The sequence below is a fragment of the Microbacterium oxydans genome (genome assembly GCF_900095745.1).
GTDB lineage: Bacteria > Actinomycetota > Actinomycetes > Actinomycetales > Microbacteriaceae > Microbacterium > Microbacterium oxydans_B.
Window position 1 is genome coordinate 1 of record NZ_FMIR01000017.1, and the last position, 20,093, is coordinate 20,093.

Annotated in this window: 17 protein-coding genes, 1 tRNA gene, 1 other RNA gene and 2 pseudogenes; 10 read left to right on the forward strand and 11 right to left on the reverse strand. The window is 67.9% G+C overall.

The window, feature by feature from the left end; translation table 11 throughout:
• Positions 1-184: pseudogene (locus BQ2383_RS10350) on the reverse strand (trehalose-6-phosphate synthase); the annotation flags it as partial.
• Positions 185-250: 66 nt separating this feature from the next.
• Positions 251-1,513: an MFS transporter gene (locus tag BQ2383_RS10355; RefSeq protein ID WP_091033447.1), complete on the reverse strand. Its 1,263-nt coding sequence runs from the start codon at positions 1,511-1,513 to the stop codon at positions 251-253.
• Between the two features lie 227 nt (positions 1,514-1,740).
• Between BQ2383_RS10355 and BQ2383_RS10360 the strand changes: the two genes are divergently transcribed.
• Both BQ2383_RS10360 and BQ2383_RS10365 read left to right on the forward strand, forming a co-directional pair.
• A complete protein-coding gene (locus tag BQ2383_RS10360; protein WP_244175987.1) occupies positions 1,741-2,946 on the forward strand; it encodes a PLP-dependent aminotransferase family protein in 1,206 nt (401 codons plus the stop codon).
• A gap of 9 nt (positions 2,947-2,955) precedes the next feature.
• Positions 2,956-3,255, forward strand: a complete 300-nt coding sequence (locus BQ2383_RS10365) for a hypothetical protein (protein WP_029263584.1) — start codon at positions 2,956-2,958, stop codon at positions 3,253-3,255.
• 24 nt (positions 3,256-3,279) lie between these two features.
• On the opposite strand, the gene BQ2383_RS10370 is transcribed toward BQ2383_RS10365, so the two are convergent.
• From BQ2383_RS10370 to BQ2383_RS10380, 3 genes are read right to left on the reverse strand one after another with little or no spacing between them, the layout of a single operon-like run.
• The gene (locus BQ2383_RS10370) at positions 3,280-4,464 is read right to left on the reverse strand and encodes an acetyl-CoA C-acetyltransferase (RefSeq protein ID WP_091033451.1); all 1,185 of its coding nucleotides are present in this window, start codon (positions 4,462-4,464) and stop codon (positions 3,280-3,282) included.
• A complete protein-coding gene (locus BQ2383_RS10375) occupies positions 4,457-5,125 on the reverse strand; it encodes a CoA transferase subunit B (protein WP_205828788.1) in 669 nt (222 codons plus the stop codon). The genes BQ2383_RS10370 and BQ2383_RS10375 overlap by 8 nt, the downstream gene beginning before the upstream one ends.
• 1 nt (position 5,126) lies before the next feature.
• Positions 5,127-5,900: a CoA transferase subunit A gene (locus BQ2383_RS10380; RefSeq protein ID WP_091034473.1), complete on the reverse strand. Its 774-nt coding sequence runs from the start codon at positions 5,898-5,900 to the stop codon at positions 5,127-5,129.
• Between the two features lie 105 nt (positions 5,901-6,005).
• Between BQ2383_RS10380 and BQ2383_RS10385 the strand changes: the two genes are divergently transcribed.
• From BQ2383_RS10385 to BQ2383_RS10400, 4 genes are all read left to right on the forward strand, one after another.
• Positions 6,006-6,794 carry an IclR family transcriptional regulator gene (locus tag BQ2383_RS10385; RefSeq protein WP_091033453.1) on the forward strand — a complete coding sequence of 263 codons (789 nt, stop codon included), beginning with the start codon at positions 6,006-6,008 and terminating at the stop codon, positions 6,792-6,794.
• A 36-nt stretch (positions 6,795-6,830) separates the two neighbouring features.
• Positions 6,831-7,268, forward strand: coding sequence for a MarR family winged helix-turn-helix transcriptional regulator (locus BQ2383_RS10390; RefSeq protein WP_091033455.1), 438 nt, complete (start codon positions 6,831-6,833; stop codon positions 7,266-7,268).
• Complete coding sequence (locus tag BQ2383_RS10395; RefSeq protein ID WP_091033457.1) at positions 7,265-8,494, forward strand: MFS transporter; 1,230 nt, start codon at positions 7,265-7,267, stop codon at positions 8,492-8,494. Before BQ2383_RS10390 ends, BQ2383_RS10395 begins: the two co-directional genes overlap by 4 nt.
• 74 nt (positions 8,495-8,568) lie before the next feature.
• Positions 8,569-9,051 (forward strand): YbaK/EbsC family protein, encoded by a 483-nt coding sequence (locus BQ2383_RS10400; protein ID WP_091033459.1) that lies wholly within the window; start codon positions 8,569-8,571, stop codon positions 9,049-9,051.
• Positions 9,052-9,162: 111 nt separating this feature from the next.
• Here BQ2383_RS10400 and BQ2383_RS10405 read toward each other — a convergent pair whose 3' ends face one another.
• The gene (locus BQ2383_RS10405; protein WP_091033462.1) at positions 9,163-10,716 is read right to left on the reverse strand and encodes a DUF5979 domain-containing protein; all 1,554 of its coding nucleotides are present in this window, start codon (positions 10,714-10,716) and stop codon (positions 9,163-9,165) included.
• A gap of 255 nt (positions 10,717-10,971) precedes the next feature.
• Positions 10,972-11,044: transfer RNA gene (locus tag BQ2383_RS10410), tRNA-Lys, on the reverse strand.
• Between the two features lie 154 nt (positions 11,045-11,198).
• On the opposite strand from BQ2383_RS10410, the gene BQ2383_RS10415 reads away from it, so the two are divergent.
• Positions 11,199-11,996 (forward strand): inositol monophosphatase family protein, encoded by a 798-nt coding sequence (locus tag BQ2383_RS10415; protein ID WP_244175988.1) that lies wholly within the window; start codon positions 11,199-11,201, stop codon positions 11,994-11,996.
• A 19-nt stretch (positions 11,997-12,015) separates the two neighbouring features.
• Positions 12,016-12,582, forward strand: coding sequence for a hypothetical protein (locus BQ2383_RS10420; protein ID WP_091033467.1), 567 nt, complete (start codon positions 12,016-12,018; stop codon positions 12,580-12,582).
• 24 nt (positions 12,583-12,606) lie between these two features.
• Here BQ2383_RS10420 and BQ2383_RS10425 read toward each other — a convergent pair whose 3' ends face one another.
• Positions 12,607-15,468 carry an HAD-IC family P-type ATPase gene (locus BQ2383_RS10425; RefSeq protein ID WP_244175989.1) on the reverse strand — a complete coding sequence of 954 codons (2,862 nt, stop codon included), beginning with the start codon at positions 15,466-15,468 and terminating at the stop codon, positions 12,607-12,609.
• A gap of 231 nt (positions 15,469-15,699) precedes the next feature.
• Positions 15,700-16,069, reverse strand: a transfer-messenger RNA (tmRNA) gene (gene ssrA, locus BQ2383_RS10430).
• A 141-nt stretch (positions 16,070-16,210) separates the two neighbouring features.
• Between ssrA and BQ2383_RS10435 the strand changes: the two genes are divergently transcribed.
• On the forward strand, positions 16,211-16,876 hold the full coding sequence (locus tag BQ2383_RS10435; RefSeq protein ID WP_091033470.1) for an SIMPL domain-containing protein: 666 nt from the start codon (positions 16,211-16,213) through the stop codon (positions 16,874-16,876).
• 5 nt (positions 16,877-16,881) lie between these two features.
• On the opposite strand, the pseudogene hflX reads toward BQ2383_RS10435, so the two are convergent.
• Positions 16,882-18,168: pseudogene (gene hflX / locus BQ2383_RS10440) on the reverse strand (GTPase HflX); the annotation flags it as partial.
• Between the two features lie 295 nt (positions 18,169-18,463).
• Between hflX and BQ2383_RS10445 the strand changes: the two are divergent.
• Entirely contained in the window at positions 18,464-19,111 is a 648-nt protein-coding gene (locus tag BQ2383_RS10445; protein WP_091033475.1) for a class I SAM-dependent methyltransferase, read from the forward strand.
• A 54-nt stretch (positions 19,112-19,165) separates the two neighbouring features.
• On the opposite strand, the gene dapF is transcribed toward BQ2383_RS10445, so the two are convergent.
• Positions 19,166-20,038: a diaminopimelate epimerase gene (dapF, locus tag BQ2383_RS10450; protein WP_091033478.1), complete on the reverse strand. Its 873-nt coding sequence runs from the start codon at positions 20,036-20,038 to the stop codon at positions 19,166-19,168.
• Positions 20,039-20,093 lie beyond the last annotated feature (55 nt).

Here is a 20,093-nt window from a genome sequence, read left to right on the forward strand (position 1 = left end):
GTGCCAGCTCGACATCCGCCTGCCCCGCCCAGCCCACCCACGCGCCGTGCACGTTGCGCATCATCGGCTCGAGGGCGGCGACGAGCCCACCGGGAGACGTGCGCCAGACTTCCTCGCCGTCAGGTCCCTCCACCCGGTCGACCGGCAGGCGGTTGGCGACGACGACGAAATCTGCGGCGGTCAAGTGGGACTCCTCACATCAACGATGGAATCCAACCTACCCAGGATCACGGAATACCGTCGCCCGAGGTCAGGCGGTCACCGACGAACGACCTCGCCTCTCGCCGCTGAGAACCCAGTTCGCCACTCCCGCTCCGAAGGCGATGAACGCGGCGATCATCGGCAGCAGGAGTGCGGCGGATGTTCCGACGTTCTCGGCGATCTCGCCGGCCACTGCCGCACCGATCGACTGCCCGACCACGACGCCGGAGCCCAGCATCGTCATCACCGTCGCCGAACGTCCACGCGGGCTGCGGGCGGCACCGAAGCTGTATTGCGTGACCAGGGTGGGTCCGATCCCGATTCCCATGATCGCCAGCGCCAGCATCATCGTGCCGGGCGAGTCGACGAGGCCGAGCAGGAGTGTTCCAGCCAGCAGGATGCCGGAGAAGACGAGCCACCGTGCGCGCATCGAGAACGACGGAGGAAGCCAGGCGACGCCCAGCGCGAGCACCGCCGACCCGACGCCCATCACGCCGTAGAGCAGTCCGGCCTGCTCGGGCGCACCGCGGTCCGCCATGAACGACGTCAGCGACGTCAGCATCGTCCCGAAGAAGATCCCGACGCCCAGGATGCCGAGGACGACGATGAGCAGCTGCGGCCGGAACAGCTCCGAGACCGCTGACGGGGCCCTGCCGTCGGCGTCGCGGTCCTGCGACACGTGACGTCCGCTGGGGTGCAGCGCGAACGCGCCGACGAAGACGACGGTGAGCACGGCGGCGCCCACCAACGGGGCCCAGGGCGCGAATGCGGACGCCAGGATGCCGACCAGGAAGGGGCCGAAGACGAAGACGGTCTCATCCGCCGCGGACTCGTAGGCCATCGTCCCGGAGACGGTCTTCGCGCGGCGCGCCTCCGGCATCCGATCGGCGATGATCGTGACCAGACGTGAGCGCGAGAGCGGCGCGACCTGCGGTGCCGTGGCGCCGATCCCGACCGCCGCCAACAGCACGAAGCCGTCTGAGGCTTCCCCGTAGACCACGAAGGTGAAGAGCAGGAGCATCGCGCCGTTGGCCAGTGCGAGCACGACCAGGACCACCCGCTGGCCGAACCGGTCGGCGGCAGCACCGAGAAGGGGGCCGAAGCACGCCGTTCCCAGACCGACGGCGGCCGATGTGAGCCCACCCAGCGAGAGCGAGCCGCGGGCCGAGACGACGACGGTCAGGACGCCGACGACCATCATGGCGAACGGAAGTCGCGCGATGAAGGCGATGAGGAAGTAGGGGAATCCGGCGAGACGGAGAAGGCTCGGGCTCGGCTCGGTGATCTGCGGGGGTGCTGATGCGCGTGTCATGGCTCTCGCGCGTCGAAGACGCGATGTCGGGTGCCGCCGCTGTCCGCCGGGGATGCCGACGGCCGGTAGATACACGGTTTGTGCGGCCGCGGGCGAGCCGCGACGACCCCAGGATAGCGGATGCGCCCGGGAAGCAGCCGGGAGATCGGTGTTTCGAGACGGGTCTATCCTGGGCGACACCGCCGCACCGCTGTCCCCGCACTCACTCCTCCGAGGAAGAACCTCCGTTGACCACTGCCCCGCATGCCGCTACCGCCGCACTCGCCCTCCCTCCGCGTTCGCAGCGCGCAGGAAACGCCAAGACCTCGCCGGTGCGCGACCTTCTCGCACTGACCGAGCGCCCGGAGGTCATCTCGTTCGCCGGCGGCCTCCCCGCGCCCGAGCTGTTCGACGTCGTCGGCATCCGGGCGGCGTTCGACGCGGTCCTCGACTCCCCCACTGTGCTCCAGTACTCCACGTCCGAGGGAGACGCCCGGCTCCGGGAGGAAGTCGCCCGGCGCTACTCCGCGGACGGATTGCCCACCGCGGCATCCGACCTCATCATCACGACGGGTTCGCAGCAGGGGCTCGGCCTGATCTCGACGACGCTTCTCGATCCCGGCGACACGATCCTGGTCGAGGAACCGTGCTACCTCGCGGCCCTGCAGACCTTCGCGCTGGCCGGGGCTCGGGTCATCGGCGTCCCCTATGACGGCGACGAGCTGGATCTCGAAGCACTGGACCGGCTGGCCGCCGAGCACAGCCCGAAGTTCCTCTATACGGTCCCCACCTTCCAGAATCCCACCGGACGCACGCACGGACTCGATGCCCGTCGGCACATCGCCGCCATCGCACAGCGGCGGGGGTTCCGCATCGTCGAGGACGAGCCCTACCGCCAACTGCAGTATTCGGGTGAGGCCCTCCCCTCACTGGCCGAGCTCGCACCGGAGCACGTGATCAGCCTCGGCAGCTTCTCGAAAGTGATCGCCCCGGGACTGCGCATCGGATGGATCCGCACGACCGCTGATATCCGCCCCGCCGTGACGATCGCGAAGCAGGCCGCCGACCTCCACACCTCCACCATCGACCAGGCCGCAGCTGCCCACTACCTCCTCTCGGGTCGCGGGGAGCCCGCGCTCACGCGCATCCGTGAGGCCTACTCCGCCCGGCGCGACGCGATGCTCGACGCCCTGCCCGCCGCGCTGCCGACCGGCAGCACCTGGAACCGTCCCGACGGCGGCATGTTCGTCTGGGCACGGCTGCCTGAGGGTATGGATGCCGCCGAATCGCTCGGACGCGCCCTGGCCAACGATGTCGCGTACGTGCCCGGTGCCTCGTTCTACGCCGGAACGCCCGATCTACGGACGCTCCGTCTGTCTTTCACGACATACTCCCCTGACAGGATCAGGGAGGGCTTGTCAAGGCTCGGTACGACCTGGGGTGCGGGAAGGTAGCGTGGGGGCATGCGCTACCTCTTCAGCACCGGACTCGTCGCTGCGATCTCTGCAGGGGTCTCGCTGCTACGCGGCACCCGCGAGCAGCCGATCACCTGGCGCTCCCTGCTGTCCTGGCTGAGCTGGGGCATCACGATGGCGCTCGCCGTCGGCGCGGTGATCGATATGAACCGCGAGCGACGCGGGGTGCTCGTCGACGCCGACTCGCCGCAGTCGGTCAAGAAGGCGAAGAAGGCTCAGCGACTCCAGTTCCGCTCGCAGAAGGCCCTCGCCGACACTCAGGATCACGCCAAGGACGCACGGCACTGACACCGTGCGCCCCGAGCGCATCGTTCACCGTGTGAGGATCAGCGCCTCGCCCTGACCGCCACCGCCGCACAGGCCGACGGCGGCCGTTCCCCCTCCGCGACGCGCGAGCTCGTGAACGGCGTGCACCACGAGTCGGTTACCGGATGCGCCGATCGGGTGCCCGATCGCGATCCCTCCGCCGTGGATGTTCACGATGGCCTCGTCCAACCCGAGCTCGACCTGCGAGCGGGCCACGACCGCGCCGAAGGCCTCGTTGATCTCCACGAGATCGAGGTCCGAGGGGGCGATGCCCTGCTTCTCGCACGCGCGCTCGATCGCGCGCGCCGGCTGGGACTGCAACGAGTTGTCGGGGCCGGCCGTCTGGCCGCTGGCGCCGACGGTGGCAAGTACCGACCAGCCCTTGGTTTCGGCCGCGCGCCGCGTCGTGATGACCACGGCCGATGCGCCGTCGGAGATCTGTGACGAGTTCCCCGCCGTGATCGATCCGCCCTCCGCGAAGGCCGCCCGCAGACCGCCGAGAGTTTCGACGGTGGTGTCGGGGCGCACCCCTTCATCCTTCGTCACGCGAACCGGCTCGCCCCGGCGCTGGGGCACGGCGACGGCGACGATCTCGGCCTCGAACACTCCCGCTTCCTGCGCCGCGGCCGCTCGTTGATGCGACAGTGCGGCCACGCGATCCTGCGCCTCCCGAGTGAGCTCGTATCGCTCGTTGTGGCGCTCCGTCGACGCGCCCATGCTCTCCCGGTCGTAGGCGTCGGTCAGACCGTCGTAGGCCATGTGATCGAGCACCTCGACGCTGCCGTATGTCCAACCGTCGCGGGACCCCATCAGCATGTGCGGTGCCCGCGTCATCGACTCCATCCCGGCGGCGACGACGACGGACGCGTCGCCGGTACGGATCATCCGGGCGGCGTCGATGATCGCGGTCAAGCCCGACAGACACACCTTGTTCACGGAGTGGGCGGGAACGTCCCAGCCGATCCCGGCGCCGATCGCTGCCTGCCGAGCAGCATTCTGGCCGGAGCCTGCCGCCAGCACCTGTCCGACGATCACCGCGTCGACATCTCCGGGGTCGACGGAGCCCTGCTCCAGCGCGCCCCGGATCGCGAAGGATCCGAGTTGAGGAGCGGTGAAGGCCCCCAGCTGGCCTTTCAGTCGCCCCTGCGGGGTCCGGGCGGCGGCGACGATGACGATGTCGTTGTCAGTCATGGTGCGAGGTCCTTTCGTGGAGGAGATCCGGATGGATGGTGAGCGTCGGCTGGGTGGCGGCGATGACCTCGTCCACGCTCACTCCGGGGGCTGTCTCGACGAGCGTCAGCCCCTCGGGGGTGACGTCGATGACGGCCAGGTCCGTGATGATCCGGTCTACCACGCCGCGACCGGTCAGCGGCAGCGAGCACTCGTCCACGATCTTGGGCGATCCGTCCCTGGCCACGTGCTCCATCAGAACGATCACCCGAGCGGCACCGTGCACGAGATCCATGGCACCGCCGGGACCCTTCACCATCTTGCCCGGGATCATCCAGTTCGCGAGATCACCGCTCGTCGAGACCTGCATCGCGCCGAGGATCGCGGCGTCGATCTTGCCGCCGCGGATCATCCCGAAGCTGGTGGCCGAGTCGAAGAACGCCGCACCGGGCAGGGTCGTGACCGTCTCTTTGCCCGCGTTGATGAGGTCGGGGTCCACGGCGTCCTCGTGCGGATAGGGCCCGACGCCGAGAATCCCGTTCTCAGATTGGAGCACCACCGTGATGTCGCTCGACACGTGGTTCGGAACGAGCGTCGGCAGGCCGATTCCGAGGTTGACGTAGGAACCGTCCTCCAGCTCGGCTGCCGCGCGGGCCGCCATCTGGTCTCGTGTGAGTGCCATTTCAGGCTCCTTCCACGGCGACGGTGCGTCGCTCGATGCGCTTGGGGATGTCCGTGCCCACCTCGACGATGCGATGCACGAAGACACCGGGAAGATGGATGCTGTCCGGATCGAGGTCGCCCGGCTCCACGAGCTGTTCGACCTGAGCGATGCAGATGCGTCCGGCCATCGCGGCCAGCGGGTTGAAGTTGCGCGCCGCCTTGTTGAAGACGAGGTTCCCGTGGCGATCGCCGCGGGAAGCGTGCACGAGCGAGAAGTCCGTGGTGATCGCCTCCTCCAGCACGAAGTCCGCCGGCGAGCCATCGACCTCGAATGTTCGGACGTCCTTCACCGGGGAGGCGACGGCGATCGTGCCGTCCGCGTTGTACCGGCGGGGCAGCCCGCCTTCTGCGACCTGGGTGCCGACACCCGTCTGCGTGTAGAAGGCCGCGATCCCCGATCCCCCGGCCCGGAGCTTTTCGGCCAGCGTGCCCTGCGGCGTGAGTTCGAGCTCGAGTTCGCCGCTCAGGAACTGACGCTCGAACTCCTTGTTCTCCCCCACGTACGACGACGTCATCTTGCGGATGCGCTGCGCGCCGAGCAGGACCCCGAGTCCCCAGTCGTCGACCCCGCAGTTGTTGCTCACGACGCTGAGGTCTTTCGTGCCCTGCTCCAGCAGGGCTTCGATGAGCGCGATCGGGTTGCCGGACAACCCGAAGCCACCGACCGCCAGCGAGGCTCCGTCCGGGATGTCGGACACGGCGTGCGCTGCCGAGTCCCATTGCTTGTCGATCACGTCTGCTCCTTCGAAATCGTGCCTCACTCCAGCATCCGCTCTTCGGTCCGTGGCGCAACCGTCGGGTCTTGCCATGTGGGCAGATACGGAGATAGCGTCCACGATATGGAATCGACCGCGCGCTCCGTCCCCGGCGCACAGGCCATCGCTCGGGCCGCGCGCCTGCTCCGGCTCGTGACGGCCGCCGGTGCGGACGGCGCCTCCCTCCAAGATCTCGCACGTGCTGCCGAGCTGTCGCGCTCGACCGCCCATCGCTTGCTCAGTGCACTCAAACTCGAGGGCCTCGTCGACCGCGACGAGGACAGCACCCGCTGGATGCCCGGCCCCGAGCTGTTTCTGATGGGCTCGGTTGCCGCTGCGCGCTACGACGTGACCGCCCTCGCGCGGGACATCGTCCGGTCGCTGGCGGTCAAGACTGAGGAGAGCGCGTTCTTCTCCGTGCGGCGAGCGGATGAGACGGTGTGCCTGCTTCGGGAGGAAGGCTCCTTCCCCATCCGCTCCTTCGTCCTGAGCGAGGGCGTGAGGTTCCCCCTCGGCGTCGCCAGCGCGGGTCTCGCAATCCTGGCGTTCCTCCCTGACCATGATGTGGACACGTATCTGGAGCGGCACCCCGACCTCGAGAGCGCGTGGGGGCCCACACACCGCCCCCGCGCGCTGCGCACCCGATTGGCCGAGACCAAGGAACGCGGATACGCCGTCAACCCCGGCTTGATCGTCGAGGGCAGCTGGGGCATCGGCGCCGCGGTCTTCGATCGATCCGGACGCCCGGAGTGGGCGCTCAGTCTGACCGGAGTCGAGTTCCGCTTCGGTCCGGATCGGATGGCGGAGCTGGGTCGAACCCTGTTGGCGCACGCCCATCAGCTCTCGGCGCGGATAGCGAACGCCCGACGTTAGAAGTAAGTACATACCATCTGGTATATACTCGATGGTATGAATCGTTCGGATGTCGTCGCATCACTGGTGCTCTCCGGCTACGCTCTGGGCCGCATCGCGGCGCAGGATGCCGGCAACGACGCGCCCGCCGCGCAGTGGCGGGTGCTGACCCTCCTCGAGCAGGAGGGTGCCAGGCGCGTGGGCGAGCTGGCCGCCGCAGCGCGTACCACTCAGCCCGGCATGACCCGCCTCCTCGGCATGCTGGAGCGTGAGGGGCTCGTGCTCCGCTCCCCCGACCCGGACGATTCGCGAGCGACCGTCGTCGACATCACCTCTCAGGGCGCTGCCGCCGTCGCTGCCTGGCGCGCAGAGTTCCGCGAGATCCTCGCGCCGCGGTTCGCCGCGCTGAACGACGACGACTGGTCCGCTCTCACCCGCGCGGCGGAGATCCTCGCTGCGCACACCGCCACGGAACGAACAGGAGAATCTCGGTGAACAACACCGCCACCCCCTCGGTGTGGAAGCAGCCGGCGCAGGTCTGGGCCGTCGCCTTCGCATGCGTCGTCGCCTTCATGGGCATCGGACTCGTCGATCCGATCCTCCCCGCGATCGCGGAGTCGCTCCAGGCGTCGCCGGTGGAGACCGAACTCCTCTTCACCAGTTACCTGTTGGTGACCGGCCTCGCCATGCTGGTGACCAGCTGGATCTCCAGCCGCATCGGCGCCAAGACCACCCTGCTCATCGGGCTCGCGCTCATCGTCATCTTCGCCCTCCTGTGTGCTCTGAGCGGCAGCGTCGATGCCGTCATCGGCTTCCGTGCCGGCTGGGGACTCGGCAATGCACTGTTCATCTCGACCGCCCTCGCGACGATCGTCGGGTCGGCATCCGGCGGGAGCAGCGCCGCGATCATCCTGTATGAAGCGGCACTCGGCCTCGGCATCGCTGTCGGCCCCCTGCTCGGCGGCCTCCTCGGCGAGCAGAGCTGGCGCGGCCCGTTCTTTGGCGTCGTCGTGTTGATGGCGATCGCCTTCGTCGCCGTGCTCGTGCTCTTGCGCGGACCGGGCGAGAAGCGGGTACCGGTGCCCTTCTCCGCCCCGTTCTCGGCGCTCCGACGCCCCGCCCTCGCGATCCTCGCGGTCGCCGCACTGTTCTACAACATCGGCTTCTTCGTGCTGCTGGCGTTCTCGCCGTTCCCCCTGGGCTTCGGCGCAATGGGAATCGGGTTCACATTCTTCGGCTGGGGGGTCGCTCTCGCGGTCACGAGCGTCTGGGTGGCGCCGGTGCTGATGCGCCGCATGCCGCGCACGCGGATCATCCTCGTGGTGCTCCCTCTGCTCGCACTCGACCTCGTCGCCGCCGGGCTCGTGGTCGGGAACGCGGCCGCCCTCGTCACCTGCATCGTCATCGGCGGTCTGCTGCTCGGTGTGATGAACACCGTGCTGACCGAAGCGGTCATGGAGGCCACGGACCTCCCCCGCTCCGTCGCTTCCTCCGCCTACTCCGCGGTGCGTTTCCTCGGTGGCGCGATGGCTCCTCCGATCGCGGCGCTCCTGTGGCACGCGTTCAACGCGACAGTGCCATACCTGTTCGCGGCGGCGTCTGTCCTCATCGCAGCGCTGACGGTGTTCCTCGGCCGGCGCGTGCTCGCGCACATCGACGACGAGCCTGAAGACGCCGCCGCTGAGGATGCCGCGGCGATCCTCGTGGGCGACGCCGCCTGAGGCGTCATGTCGGTGCCGGATCGGCCGCTGACGCCCGATCCGGCACCGACATCCCCCTCCGATATCGTGGGGCGATGAGCGAAGAAACGCCCCTTCCCGAGCGCAGCAGACTCGTGCAGCAGCACCTTGTGGATGCAGGGGTCGACACCACCATCCGCGTCCTGCCGGACTCGGCGCGCACCGCGGCGGCCGCGGCCGCGGCGATCGGATGCGACGTCGCCGCTATCGCCAACAGCCTCGTGTTCATCGCCGACGGAGAGCCGGTTCTCGTCATGACCAGCGGCGGCCACCGGGCGGAACTCGCCGTGCTCACCGCCAGCATCGGCGCGCGCGAAGTATCGATGGCACCGGCGTCCGTCGTCCGCGCGGCCACCGGCCAGGCCATCGGCGGCGTCGCACCGGTCGGGCATCCGACCCCGCTGCGCACCTTCCTCGACGACGCGCTCCAGCGCCACGACGAGCTGTGGGCGGCAGCCGGCCACCCGCACACCCTCATGCCGCTCACGTTCGACCAGCTGCGACTCATCACCGGAGGCACGGTCATCGCCGTGGCTTGAGGCTGACCCACGACCTACGGAGGCGGTCTGCAGCCGCGTGACTCCCCACCACCGCCGCGGGGCCGACGCCGCGGAGCTTCTGCTCCGACGACATCGACCCCAGTGCCCGGATCAGCCCTGGGCCTCGCGTCGTCGAGCGCGTACGGCGGCCAGAGTGGTGAGCGCGACGCCGAGCAGAAGCGCGCCACCGGCGCCCCAGAGCATGACCGCCGGCACATCGCCACCGGTCGTGGCGAGGGAACCGGCGGTCAACGGCAGCTCCGTCGGAGGCGTCACATCCGTCGGCGGCGTCGCGGGAGTCTCCGGCGTGGGAGGCGTGGCCGGCGGCACCACCGGCGGCTTCGCCGTCGCGGTGTTGGTGAGCGTGATCGCGAGTGTCGAACCCCCGTAGACGGTGATCTGTGCGCCGCCGTCTGCGGTCGCGCGCACTCCGGTGCCCGAGAACACCGGCGCACCCCATTCGATGCCGTCGATGGCCGGCGGGGTCAGCTCCTCGAGCGTGACGACGGTGCCGGCGGGGAGGCGAACGGGAGCGGTCGTCGCTCCTGCGATCACGGCGATGGTCTTCTCGACCGCCGGGTCGCCGTAGCTGTAACGGACCGTGTACTCGGCGTCGGCCGGCACATCCGTCGCGCCGGAGCCGCCCACAGCCTTGGTCAGGGTGAACGCACCGGTGGCGGTTCCGTCTCCGGTGCCGCCACCCGTGACCTGCCAGACCTCACGGTCCTGCAGCACCACTCCGTTGACATTGGCGACATTGCTGAACGAGGTGCCGTCCGCCTGAGTGCTCGGTACCGTGAGGTATTTGACGAAGTACATCCGTGCGGGATCGATCGCACCAGGGATCTCGAGGTGGAACGCCGTGCCGCCCTCGTTCCAGGCTCCGGTCCAGTTCGTGATCGTGCGGTCGTCCTGCTGGTCGGCGTCGGTGCTCCAGACCACGAGTTGACCGTCTTCGTTGTGGTGCTCGGCGACCTCACTGTTCGGTGCGGTCAGCACGTCGTCGACGATGATCGACTCGACCCCGGCAAAGCTGGACCCCGGAAGCTCGATCTGCCACGCGATGTTGCCGTCGTCCGTCTGCCACGACACCTTCTGAGGTTCCGTGGGCAGCGGCGCCACAGGCGTGATCCCACCCCCGGGGGTCTCGACCCGGGTGGTCTTGCCGTCGATGACGAACTCCAGGGTCGTTTCCGTGCTCTGCTCGTCCGCGCTGGCGAGGAACCACAGCGAGCCGTTCACGCCGGTGCGGCCGTTCACGTAGTCGGTGAGGGTGCAGGTCACGACCGGTGCCGCGTCGCTGCTGACGGCGCATTCGGCGACGATCTCCGTCGGGTCCTCGGTCGACGGGACCGAGAACGTCAGGCCGGACCGAGCGAACTGGGTCGGCAGCGTGAACCCGAACGTCTCGCCGCCGAGAGCACCATCCGGCACCGACCAGTCCGCGCCCACGCGCACCTGATCGAACTGCGCCAGAGTCTCATCGCCGTCCACGGTGGTCACCGTGATCGACGCGGGATCGATGGCCGCCGGATGGTCGTACTCGGCAGCGGTGGCCGCGGTGGCGCCCATGCCCGTGACCACAGCGGTGAGTGCCGCCGCAGCGGCGGCGACGAGCGTGATGGATGTGCGGCGCGATCGCGCGCGCCGATTACTTCTGTACACGGTGTTCCCCAGTTTCTTGTCGAAGCCCCACCGCCTCGGCGGTGCTGCTGCGCAGCGACGCATCCGACGGCGGTGACGCGGTTGTCCCCGTGTGAGAGACGGCGTCGACAAGAGCCCATTACGCGGTACACCGGCATTCTCTGCAAGCCCTCAGAAACCCGGACTTCGCGGGCCTGTCCGGATCGACAAGCGGACCGCGTGCACAAGAAAGCAGAAAAGCCTCAGAAACTGGCGAGAGTTTCTGAGGCTGATCCGTGCACCCCCTCGGACTTGAACCGAGAACCCACTGATTAAGAGTCAGTTGCTCTGCCGATTGAGCTAGAGGTGCGTGGCCCGGGATAACCCCGACCGAGGAATTACATTACCAGCCGACCGCCCCCATGCGAAATCGAGGCGGGCCCGGGCGTGCCGGTCTCCGTCGCGCGCGGAAACATGGCCCTTCGGCCCTCAGCGCCCGCTATTCGGCCGACTATCCTGAAAGCGTGACCGCCTCCCCTCACACTGACGACCTGCGCAGCGATATCGCCCTCGCGCTCCGCCTCGCCGACGCCGCCGACGCCCAGTCGCTCCCGCGTTTCGATGCGGCCGACCTCGAGATCTCGACCAAGGCCGACAACTCGCATGTCACCGACGCCGACCTCGCGACGGAGCGTGCGATCCGCACCATCCTCGAGACCGAACGACCCGACGATGGAATCTTCGGCGAGGAGTTCGGCGCGCAGGGCGGGACGCATCGCCAGTGGATCATCGACCCCATCGATGGCACGGCCAACTTCCTCCGCGGCGTTCCCCTGTGGGGCACGATGATCGCCCTGGCGATCGATGGCGTTCCCCAGGTCGGTGTCGTCAGCATGCCGGCACTCGGCAGACGCTGGTGGGGAGCCACAGGCGAAGGCTCCTGGACGGCCACCGAGGGCGATCCCCGCCGGCTCCAGGTCTCCGCGGTGGCATCACTCGACGATGCCAGCGTGAGCTTCCAGAGCATCGGGCAGTGGTCCGACGCGGGACGACTCGACACTCTGCTCAAGGTCGCGGCACGCGTCTGGCGCGATCGCGCCTACGGCGACGTGTACTCCTACATGCTTCTCGCCGAGGGACGGATCGACATGGTCGCCGAATTCGACGTCAAGGAATACGACATCGCCGCGGCCGTGCCGATCATCCGGGAGGCCGGAGGGCGGATGACCGCCGCCGACGGGGCCGAGACGATATCGGCGCGCTCGACACTCGCCACCAACGGCACGCTCCACGAAGAGTTCCTGAAGCTCATGCACGACTGATCCGAACCATGAGGCCACGATGACCCCCCGCATCATGACCGCCGCAGCAGGCTCACTGTTGCTGCTCGTCACTCTGACAGCGTGCGGAGCACCTGCGGATCCGCCGGCCTCACCCACATCGAACGCCGTCGCTCCAAGCCCGGCACCGAGCCCCGAGCCGGTGAACTCGAGCGTCCCGGAGGCTCCTGCCGAGCTCACCTGCGAATCCATGATCTCGGCGGGAACGGTTTCTGTGTTCACGGATATGGGATGGACCGCGCAGTCGAAGGAGTTCGTCGTCGGCGGGGTGGAACTCACCGACGGGCTGCTGTGCTTCTGGGCCGACTACAGCGTTGCGTCCGACCACGGCCAGCTCTACGGGTGGGCGGCTCTGAGCACGGAGGAAGCCACTCAGGCTCAGGAGGGTCTGCTTGCTGAGGGGTGGAAGCGGGAAGCAGGCGCGGACGGCGTGTACGTCACAGAGGATCCGCGGTACGCGATGGGTCTCGATGAGGACGGCTACGGGATGACTTATCTGTTCGGCGACGGATGGGTGCGGTTCGCCGACACGCGTCAAGGACTGATCCTTGTCGAATGGACCGGCTGAGCGCCGCTCGAGGTCACGACGTCACTACGGTGCCGCGCTCCCCATCGAACTCTCGAGGACGGGCCGGAATCCCCGGGCGACCGGTGGGGTCCAGAGCAGGACGACGATCAGGGCAGCGACCACGGCAGTGGCGGCTGCTCCCCAGTCCCACCGATCTCCGAGCACGAGCACGATCGCGCTGAGTGCGAACACGACCCCGAGGAAGATCGTGAGCAACAGCCGCGAGAGACCACTGCCCCGGCGGATACCGGCCGCGACCGCGAACACGAGAAGACCGAACAGCGCGATGGCCGCGCCCGTGAGCGAGAACGCGGAGGCGCTCACGTCCGGGTCGTAACGTCCGAGGAAGACCAGGATGCCGAAGCCCGTGGCGAGGACTCCGAACACGTAGGAGAGCACGGCGACCGTCGTCGTGATGACGGTCGCCAGCCCACGACGAGGACCGATGCCCGGCTCGGGTGCCGGCGCAGGCGCCGAGGCCGGCTCCTCTCTCAGGACGAGCCGACGATGCACGATGCGCACGACCTCGATCGCCGCGATCATCACGATCGTGATCCCGGTGAGCGCGATCGCGAGGTCTTCCCCCGGATCGACGAGGACGAAGAACTGTCGCGCGAGGGGAAGCGAGAACACGGCGATGAGCAGGATGAACATCGCACCCACGACCAGCACCTTGAAGCGGTTGAGGGGGCGGGCGAGCACGGCGAGCACCCAGATGCCGACGACGGCGAGGATGACGGTCGCTCCGGTGCGCAGCTGCTCCTCGTGCGCGTCGAGCCCGCGCGCGACGAAGGTGAACCACGTGAGACCGAGCGCCACGATGATCCCTGAGGGAATGGCGAAGCTCAACGATCGCCGGAGGAATCCGGGCACATAGCGTGCCGCGTTGGGCATGAGCGCGAGGAAGAACGCGGGGATGCCGATCGTGAGGCCGTCGGTGATGGAGAGCTGACGCGGGAGGAACGGGAACTCGAGCACGAACACCCCGAAGATGATCGCGAGAAGTGTGGCGTACACGGTCTTGTTCAGGAAGAGCATCGAGACGCGTTCGATGTTCGCGATGACCTGACGTCCTTCCGCGACGACATCGGGCAGGTGCGAGAACTGCCCGTCGAGCAGCACCAGCCGCGCCACCGCCTTCGTGGCGGGCGAGCCCGAGTTCATCGCGATACCGATGTCGGCGGCCTTGATCGCGAGGGCATCGTTGACGCCGTCTCCGGTCATCGCCACGGTGTGCCCGCGGCTCTGCAGGGCCGAGACCATGCGCTTCTTCTGCTCGGGTGAGACGCGTCCGAACACCGTGTGCGTCTCGAGCACGTCTGCCAGTTCGGCGTCATCGTCAGGAAGACGACGTGCATCGAAACCCTCGGTGACGTCCACTCCCACCTCACGCGCGATCGCCGCGACGGTGCGCGGGTTGTCACCCGAGATGATCCGGATCCCGACATCCTGCCGGGCGAAGTATTCGAGGGTCTGTGCCGCGTCGGGGCGCACCTGCTCGCGGAAGGTGAGGACGATGGCCGCGGCCACACCACCCGGAAGCCGCTCGGCATCCACATCCGCCTCGGACAGCGCCGATTCCGAGTGACCGAGGACCAGCGTACGACGGCCGGTCTCTGCGAGGGCGGTGACCGTGCGTCCGAGCTCGGTCTCGTCCGATGTCGCGGCATCGCCGAACACCATCTCCGGTGCACCCATCACCCAGGTCCCGGCGATCTCGTCGAAGGAGACCGCGCTCCACTTGCGCACGGACGAGAAGGGGACGTACTCCGCGACCGTGAGCGGAGACGCGGCCGGATACGCCGCTCGCATCGAGCGCGCCGTGGTGTTCGCATCCGGAGACGCGGCGTACCAGCCGAGCGCCGCCGCTGCCGCCTCCGCACGCTCCGATGTGAGGCCGGCGAGTCCGTGGGCTTCGTCGAACCCGATCTCCCCCACGGTGAGGGTGCCGGTCTTGTCGAGACACACGACGTCGACCCGGGCGAGCCCTTCGACCGCGGGCAGCTCATTCACCAGAACCTGCCTGCGCGCGAGTTTCGACGCACCGACGGCGAATGCGATGCTCGTCATGAGCACCAGTCCGAGGGGGATCATCGCCGTCAACGCGGCGATCGTGTTCACGACGGCCTGGACCCAGGAGCCGCTGGAGAAGACGGTGGCATACCCGCCCGTGACGATGATCTGCGCGTTCAGGACGAGCAGCCCCACCGGGCCGATCACCCAGCTCACCCATTTCAGGACCCGGTTGACCGACGAGCGGAGCTCGCTGGAGACGAGCGAGAAGCGCTTCGCTTCACCCGCGAAGTGGTTGGCATACGAGTCGGCGCCCACACGGGTCGCCTGCGCGGTGCCCTCCCCCGCGACGACCACGGCGCCGGAGAGCGCCTCGTCGCCCGGCTGCTTCTCCACCGGGTCGGACTCGCCGGTGAGCATCGACTCATCGATCTGCAGCCCGCGCGCCGTGAGTATTCGAGCGTCGGCCGGCACCTGCTCGCCGGCGCGTAGGACCAGCACGTCGTCGAGGACGACCTCGGTGGGGGCGATTGCCGCCTCTGCGCCCTCCCTGAACACCAGGGCGCGGGGCGCATTCATCAGCGCCAGGCGGTCGAGCGCAGACTTCGCTCGGAACTCCTGAACACAACCGATGATGGCGTTCGCGAAGGCGGCGAGCCCGAAGAGCGCATCCTGCCACCGCCCGACCAGGAAGAGGATGAAGAAGCACGCGAAGACGATGCCGTTGAACAGCGTGAAGACGTTCGCCCGCACGATGCTCCATGCGCTGCGGCTCGTGTCCGCCACGAACGCGTTCGTCCTCCCGGTCGCAACGCGTTCGGCGACCTCCGCTCGGGTGAGACCGGTCGCGACAGTTTCGGGGGTCGATTCCACAGACCTCAATATAGGTCCCCCGTCGAAACCAGCGGAGGTCTTTCGCGCTTCCTCGACGTGTGTATGGTCCGTGCCTGTGATCGCGCTCACCGCAGCAGCGCCCGAGTATGCGGATGCCGTGCTGACGGTGCCGTACACACAGACGGTGGAGTGACACCCGGGTCCGCACACGAAGAAGCCCCGTGACCTCCTGGTAGGAGTGCACGGGGCTTCTTTTCAGTGACAGCGACCTGGTGGAGCTGGGGGGAATCGAACCCCCGTCCAACGCTGAGTCTCCACGCCTTCTCCGGGCGCAGTCTGTGAAGACGTTCTACTCGGCTCCGACCTTTGTCACAGACACCTAAGTCGACAAGCCCAGCCTGGGAAGAGTCCCACGTGACGTCCAGACGCCATCACGCAGCAAGATTCCTAAATGACGCCAGGATCCGTATCGGAATCACATACGGCCTGACGGACTATCGGGCTCGCTTATGCAGCGAGGGCGAAGTCGTTGCGCTTGGTTTCGGCAACTATTTTTTTGCAGAGAGCGTTAACGAGATAACTCTGCATCCTCGGCCCGCTTCTCGTGGATTCACAGGCGCTGTCGAAACCGATCAGCCCCGTGGTCCTTCTCTCGAAGGAGCCGCTGTCACACTGTGGAATTACCATCCCGGGCGACGAACACCCGAGCATCACAGACTACAACGTTCACCGGCTCTCCGCCATTCCGCAGGTGCCCGGAGTGCTGGCGTAGAGTCGGCGCATGAGCGAAGTCACCGTCACAGTCCGCGGCGAACACGAGGCGCGCATCGCGCCGGAGCGCGCCACCATCCGGGTCAGCGTGCGGGCGGAGGGCTCGGAGCGCACGACGGTCGTCGAGCACGTGATGCGGTTGGCCGAGCCCGTGCGCGGCAGCATCACCGAGCGGGCTGACGCGGGCAGCGTCGTCGACTGGACCAGCAAACGACTCTCCGTGCGAGCCGAGCGTCCCTGGAACAACGACGGGAAGCGCCTCGCCCCCGTGTACTACGCGAGCATCGACTTCACGGCGACGTTCGCAGAGGCGTCGGAGCTGTCGATATGGGTTTCGGACGTCTCGCCCTGGGACGGCGTCGAAGTGGGCTGGGTGGACTGGCACCTCACCCCTGTGACCCGAACACAGGTGGAGCGCGAGGTGGCCGCCGAAGCCGTCAGCGTCGCCGTGACTCGCGCCAAGGCGTATGCGGGGGCTCTCGGACTCGACGAGGTCACGCCGCTCGAGATCGCCGATGTCGGCCTCATCTCGAGCGGACAGCCGATGCCGGGTGCACCGATGATGAAGGCCCGCGGAGGCGTCGCATTCGCCGCCGACGCAGCCCCGGCCATGGAATACGAGCCGGAGGAGATCATCATCTCCGCGACGGTCGAGGCGCGCTTCCTCGCCCGCTGAGCCCGTCAGCCTTCGACGGTGAAGGGCGCGAGTTCTGCCGCGAGGCGTTCGGACACCCGTGCGTGCACAGCGGTGCCCGCCTCTCGATGCTCCACCTCGAGGAGCATCCCCGTCTCATGGATGGCTGCCACGAGGTCACCGCGGTCATAGGGGATCACCGCGTGGATCTCGATCGCGGGCTTCGGGAGGGCTTCCTCGATGACGGCACGCAGCTCGGCGATTCCCTCACCGGACCGCGACGACACGAAGTGCGCATGCGGCTGCAGACCGCGGAGCACCAGGCGCTCGTCGTCATCGATCAGGTCAGCCTTGTTGAAGACGACGATCTCGGGCAGATCTCGCACGCCGACATCGCCGAGTACGTCGCGCACCGTCTGCAGCTGCCCGGCCGGATCGGGGTGCGACGCATCGACGACGTGAAGCACCACGTCCGCCTCTCCGACCTCCTCCAACGTCGAGCGGAAGGCCTCGACGAGCTGATGCGGGAGGTTGCGGACGAAACCGACGGTGTCGGTCAGCGTGTAGACACGGCCGTCTTCGGTCTCCGAACGGCGCACGGTCGCGTCCAACGTCGCGAACAGCGCGTTCTCGACCAGGACGCCGGCACTGGTGAGCGCATTGAGCAGACTCGACTTGCCTGCGTTGGTGTAGCCGGCGATCGCCACCGAGGGGATGGTGTTGCGTTTGCGCTCCGCACGCTTCGCTTCACGAGCCGGTCCGAAGTCACGGATCTGCCGACGGAGGAGCGCCATCTTGGTGCGGATCCGTCGCCGATCGAGCTCGATCTTGGTCTCACCGGGGCCACGGGATCCCATGCCCGCACCACCGGCGCCGACCTGGCCACCGGCCTGGCGACTCATGGAGTCACCCCAGCCGCGAAGACGAGGGAGCAGATACTCGAGCTGGGCGAGCTCGACCTGCGCCTTGCCCTCCCTGCTCTTCGCGTGCTGGCTGAAGATGTCGAGGATCACGGTCGTGCGGTCGATGACCTTCACCTTCACGACATCCTCGAGCGCGCGTCGCTGGCTCGGCGCGAGTTCGGTATCGGCGATGACTGTATCGGCTCCGACGGCAGCGACGATGTCCTTGAGCTCCTGCGCCTTGCCGCGCCCGAGATACGTGGCAGCATCCGGGTGGGGGCGACGCTGCAGTACGCCATCGAGCACGACGGCACCCGCGGTCTCCGCCAGTGCGGCGAGCTCACGCAGCGAGTTCTCGGCATCCTCCTGCGCACCCTGCGGGTATACACCGACGAGGACGACGTTCTCCAGGCGAAGCTGTCGGTACTCGACCTCGGTGACGTCCTCGAGCTCTGTCGAGAGTCCACCGACGCGGCGAAGGGCGTGACGGTCTTCGAGATCCCATTGCGCCCCGTCCCTGCTGGTGTGCGCAGCGGTCGACTCGTCCTGCAGCGCCTGCGCTGCCCCGAACACGTGCACGTCGGAGCGCTTCTCTGCGTTCGCGAGCACACGATCGACCGTCTCGTCGCCGTTGGAGGGTGTCGTGGTATCCGTCATCCGTTCCTTGTCTCTGGGGGTTTTGTAGCGAGCCTTAACCTTAGCCCGCGCTGTCCGGTACGCTCACCGTATGGGGTCAGACCACTACTTCACTGCGGCCCCGGCAAGCCCCGAGAATCTGCGCAGGATCCGTGTATCACTCGCAGGCCGAGAGCTGGAAGTCACCACCGCCGGTGGCGTCTTCAGCCCGGATCGGCTGGATGCCGGCACTGCAGTGCTTCTCGCCAACATGCCCCCGGTTCCCCCGGGAGGCAATCTTCTCGACCTCGGCAGCGGCTGGGGCCCCGTCAGCATCTCGATGGCCCTCGCCGCTCCGCATGCGACGATCTGGGCCGTCGATGTGAATGAGCGAGCCCTCGATCTGGTGCGCCGCAACGCCGCGTCCCTCGGGCTCACCAATGTCAACGCATCTCTACCCGACGATGTTCCCGAGCACGTCTCGTTCCGCACGATCCGTTCGAATCCGCCCATCCGCGTCGGCAAGAACGAACTGCACGGGCTGCTCGAGCGGTGGATACCGAGGCTCGACGAACGCAGCGATGCCTGGCTCGTGGTCCAGCGCAATCTCGGCGCCGATTCGCTGCAGCGCTGGATCGGTTCCACGTTCCAGCCCGGATACAGCGTCTTCCGCACCGCCACGGGCAAGGGCTACCGCATCCTCAAGGTACGCAAGCACGGAACGCCGCCGACCGAGCCGATCGCACTGTCCGGGCTCTGACCGCTTCGATCCGGAGCGGCCACCCCCGGCGACGATGACGCCATCCGGCTTCGGTCAGCGCAGTTCGATCTCTCCGCTGAAGACGAGTTGAGCGGGACCCGACAGCGCGACGTGCTCCCCGTCTTCCGCGGGGAACATCCGCACTCCGAGCGTCCCCCCTGGGACCTCGACCTGCCAGTTGTTCGGCGCGTTCTCCCCTGCCCAGTAGCGTACGGCGAGTGCGGTCGCAGCCACACCGGTGCCACAGCTGAGGGTCTCACCGACGCCGCGCTCGAACACGCGCATGCGCACGTGCCCGACTCCGTCACGAACCAACGGCTCGCCCGGAACGACGAACTCGACGTTGGCACCGGCCGGCAGAACGGGCTCGAGTTCCGGCGCGCGGTGCAGGTCGAGCAAGCCGAGCTCGTGCTCCGACGCGATCGCCACGATCACGTGCGGATTGCCCACATCGATGCCGAGACCAGGACGCGTGACCGGAAGGCCGTCGACCCGCACCAGCGGATCGTCGCCGGAGAGCTTCCACCGACCGAGGTCGACCTGGTATCCGGTCGCGCTGCGCGTCACGTCGCGCACACCGGCACGGGTGCCGATCGGGAGCGTCGCTCCCGGTTCGATGGTCGCGAGACCTGCCCGTACGAGATAGTGCGCGAAGACCCGGATGCCGTTGCCGCACATCTCCGCGATCGACCCGTCGGCGTTGCGATAGTCCATAAACCACTCGGCGGCGGGTTCCTCCGCCAGCGCTGCAGCACCGTCGGCGATGGAGGCCGACCGCACGACCCGGAGGATGCCGTCGGCACCGATCCCGAAGTGGCGGTCACACAGCACTGCGACCTGCTCCACCGTGAGATCGAGCGCCCCGTCGGGGTCGGCGATGATGATGAAGTCGTTGCCCGTGCCGTGACCCTTGGTGAATGCGACCATGCTCCCCAGTCTAGAGAGCGCGGCCATACCGCGGAGACGCCGCGCATCCCGCCAC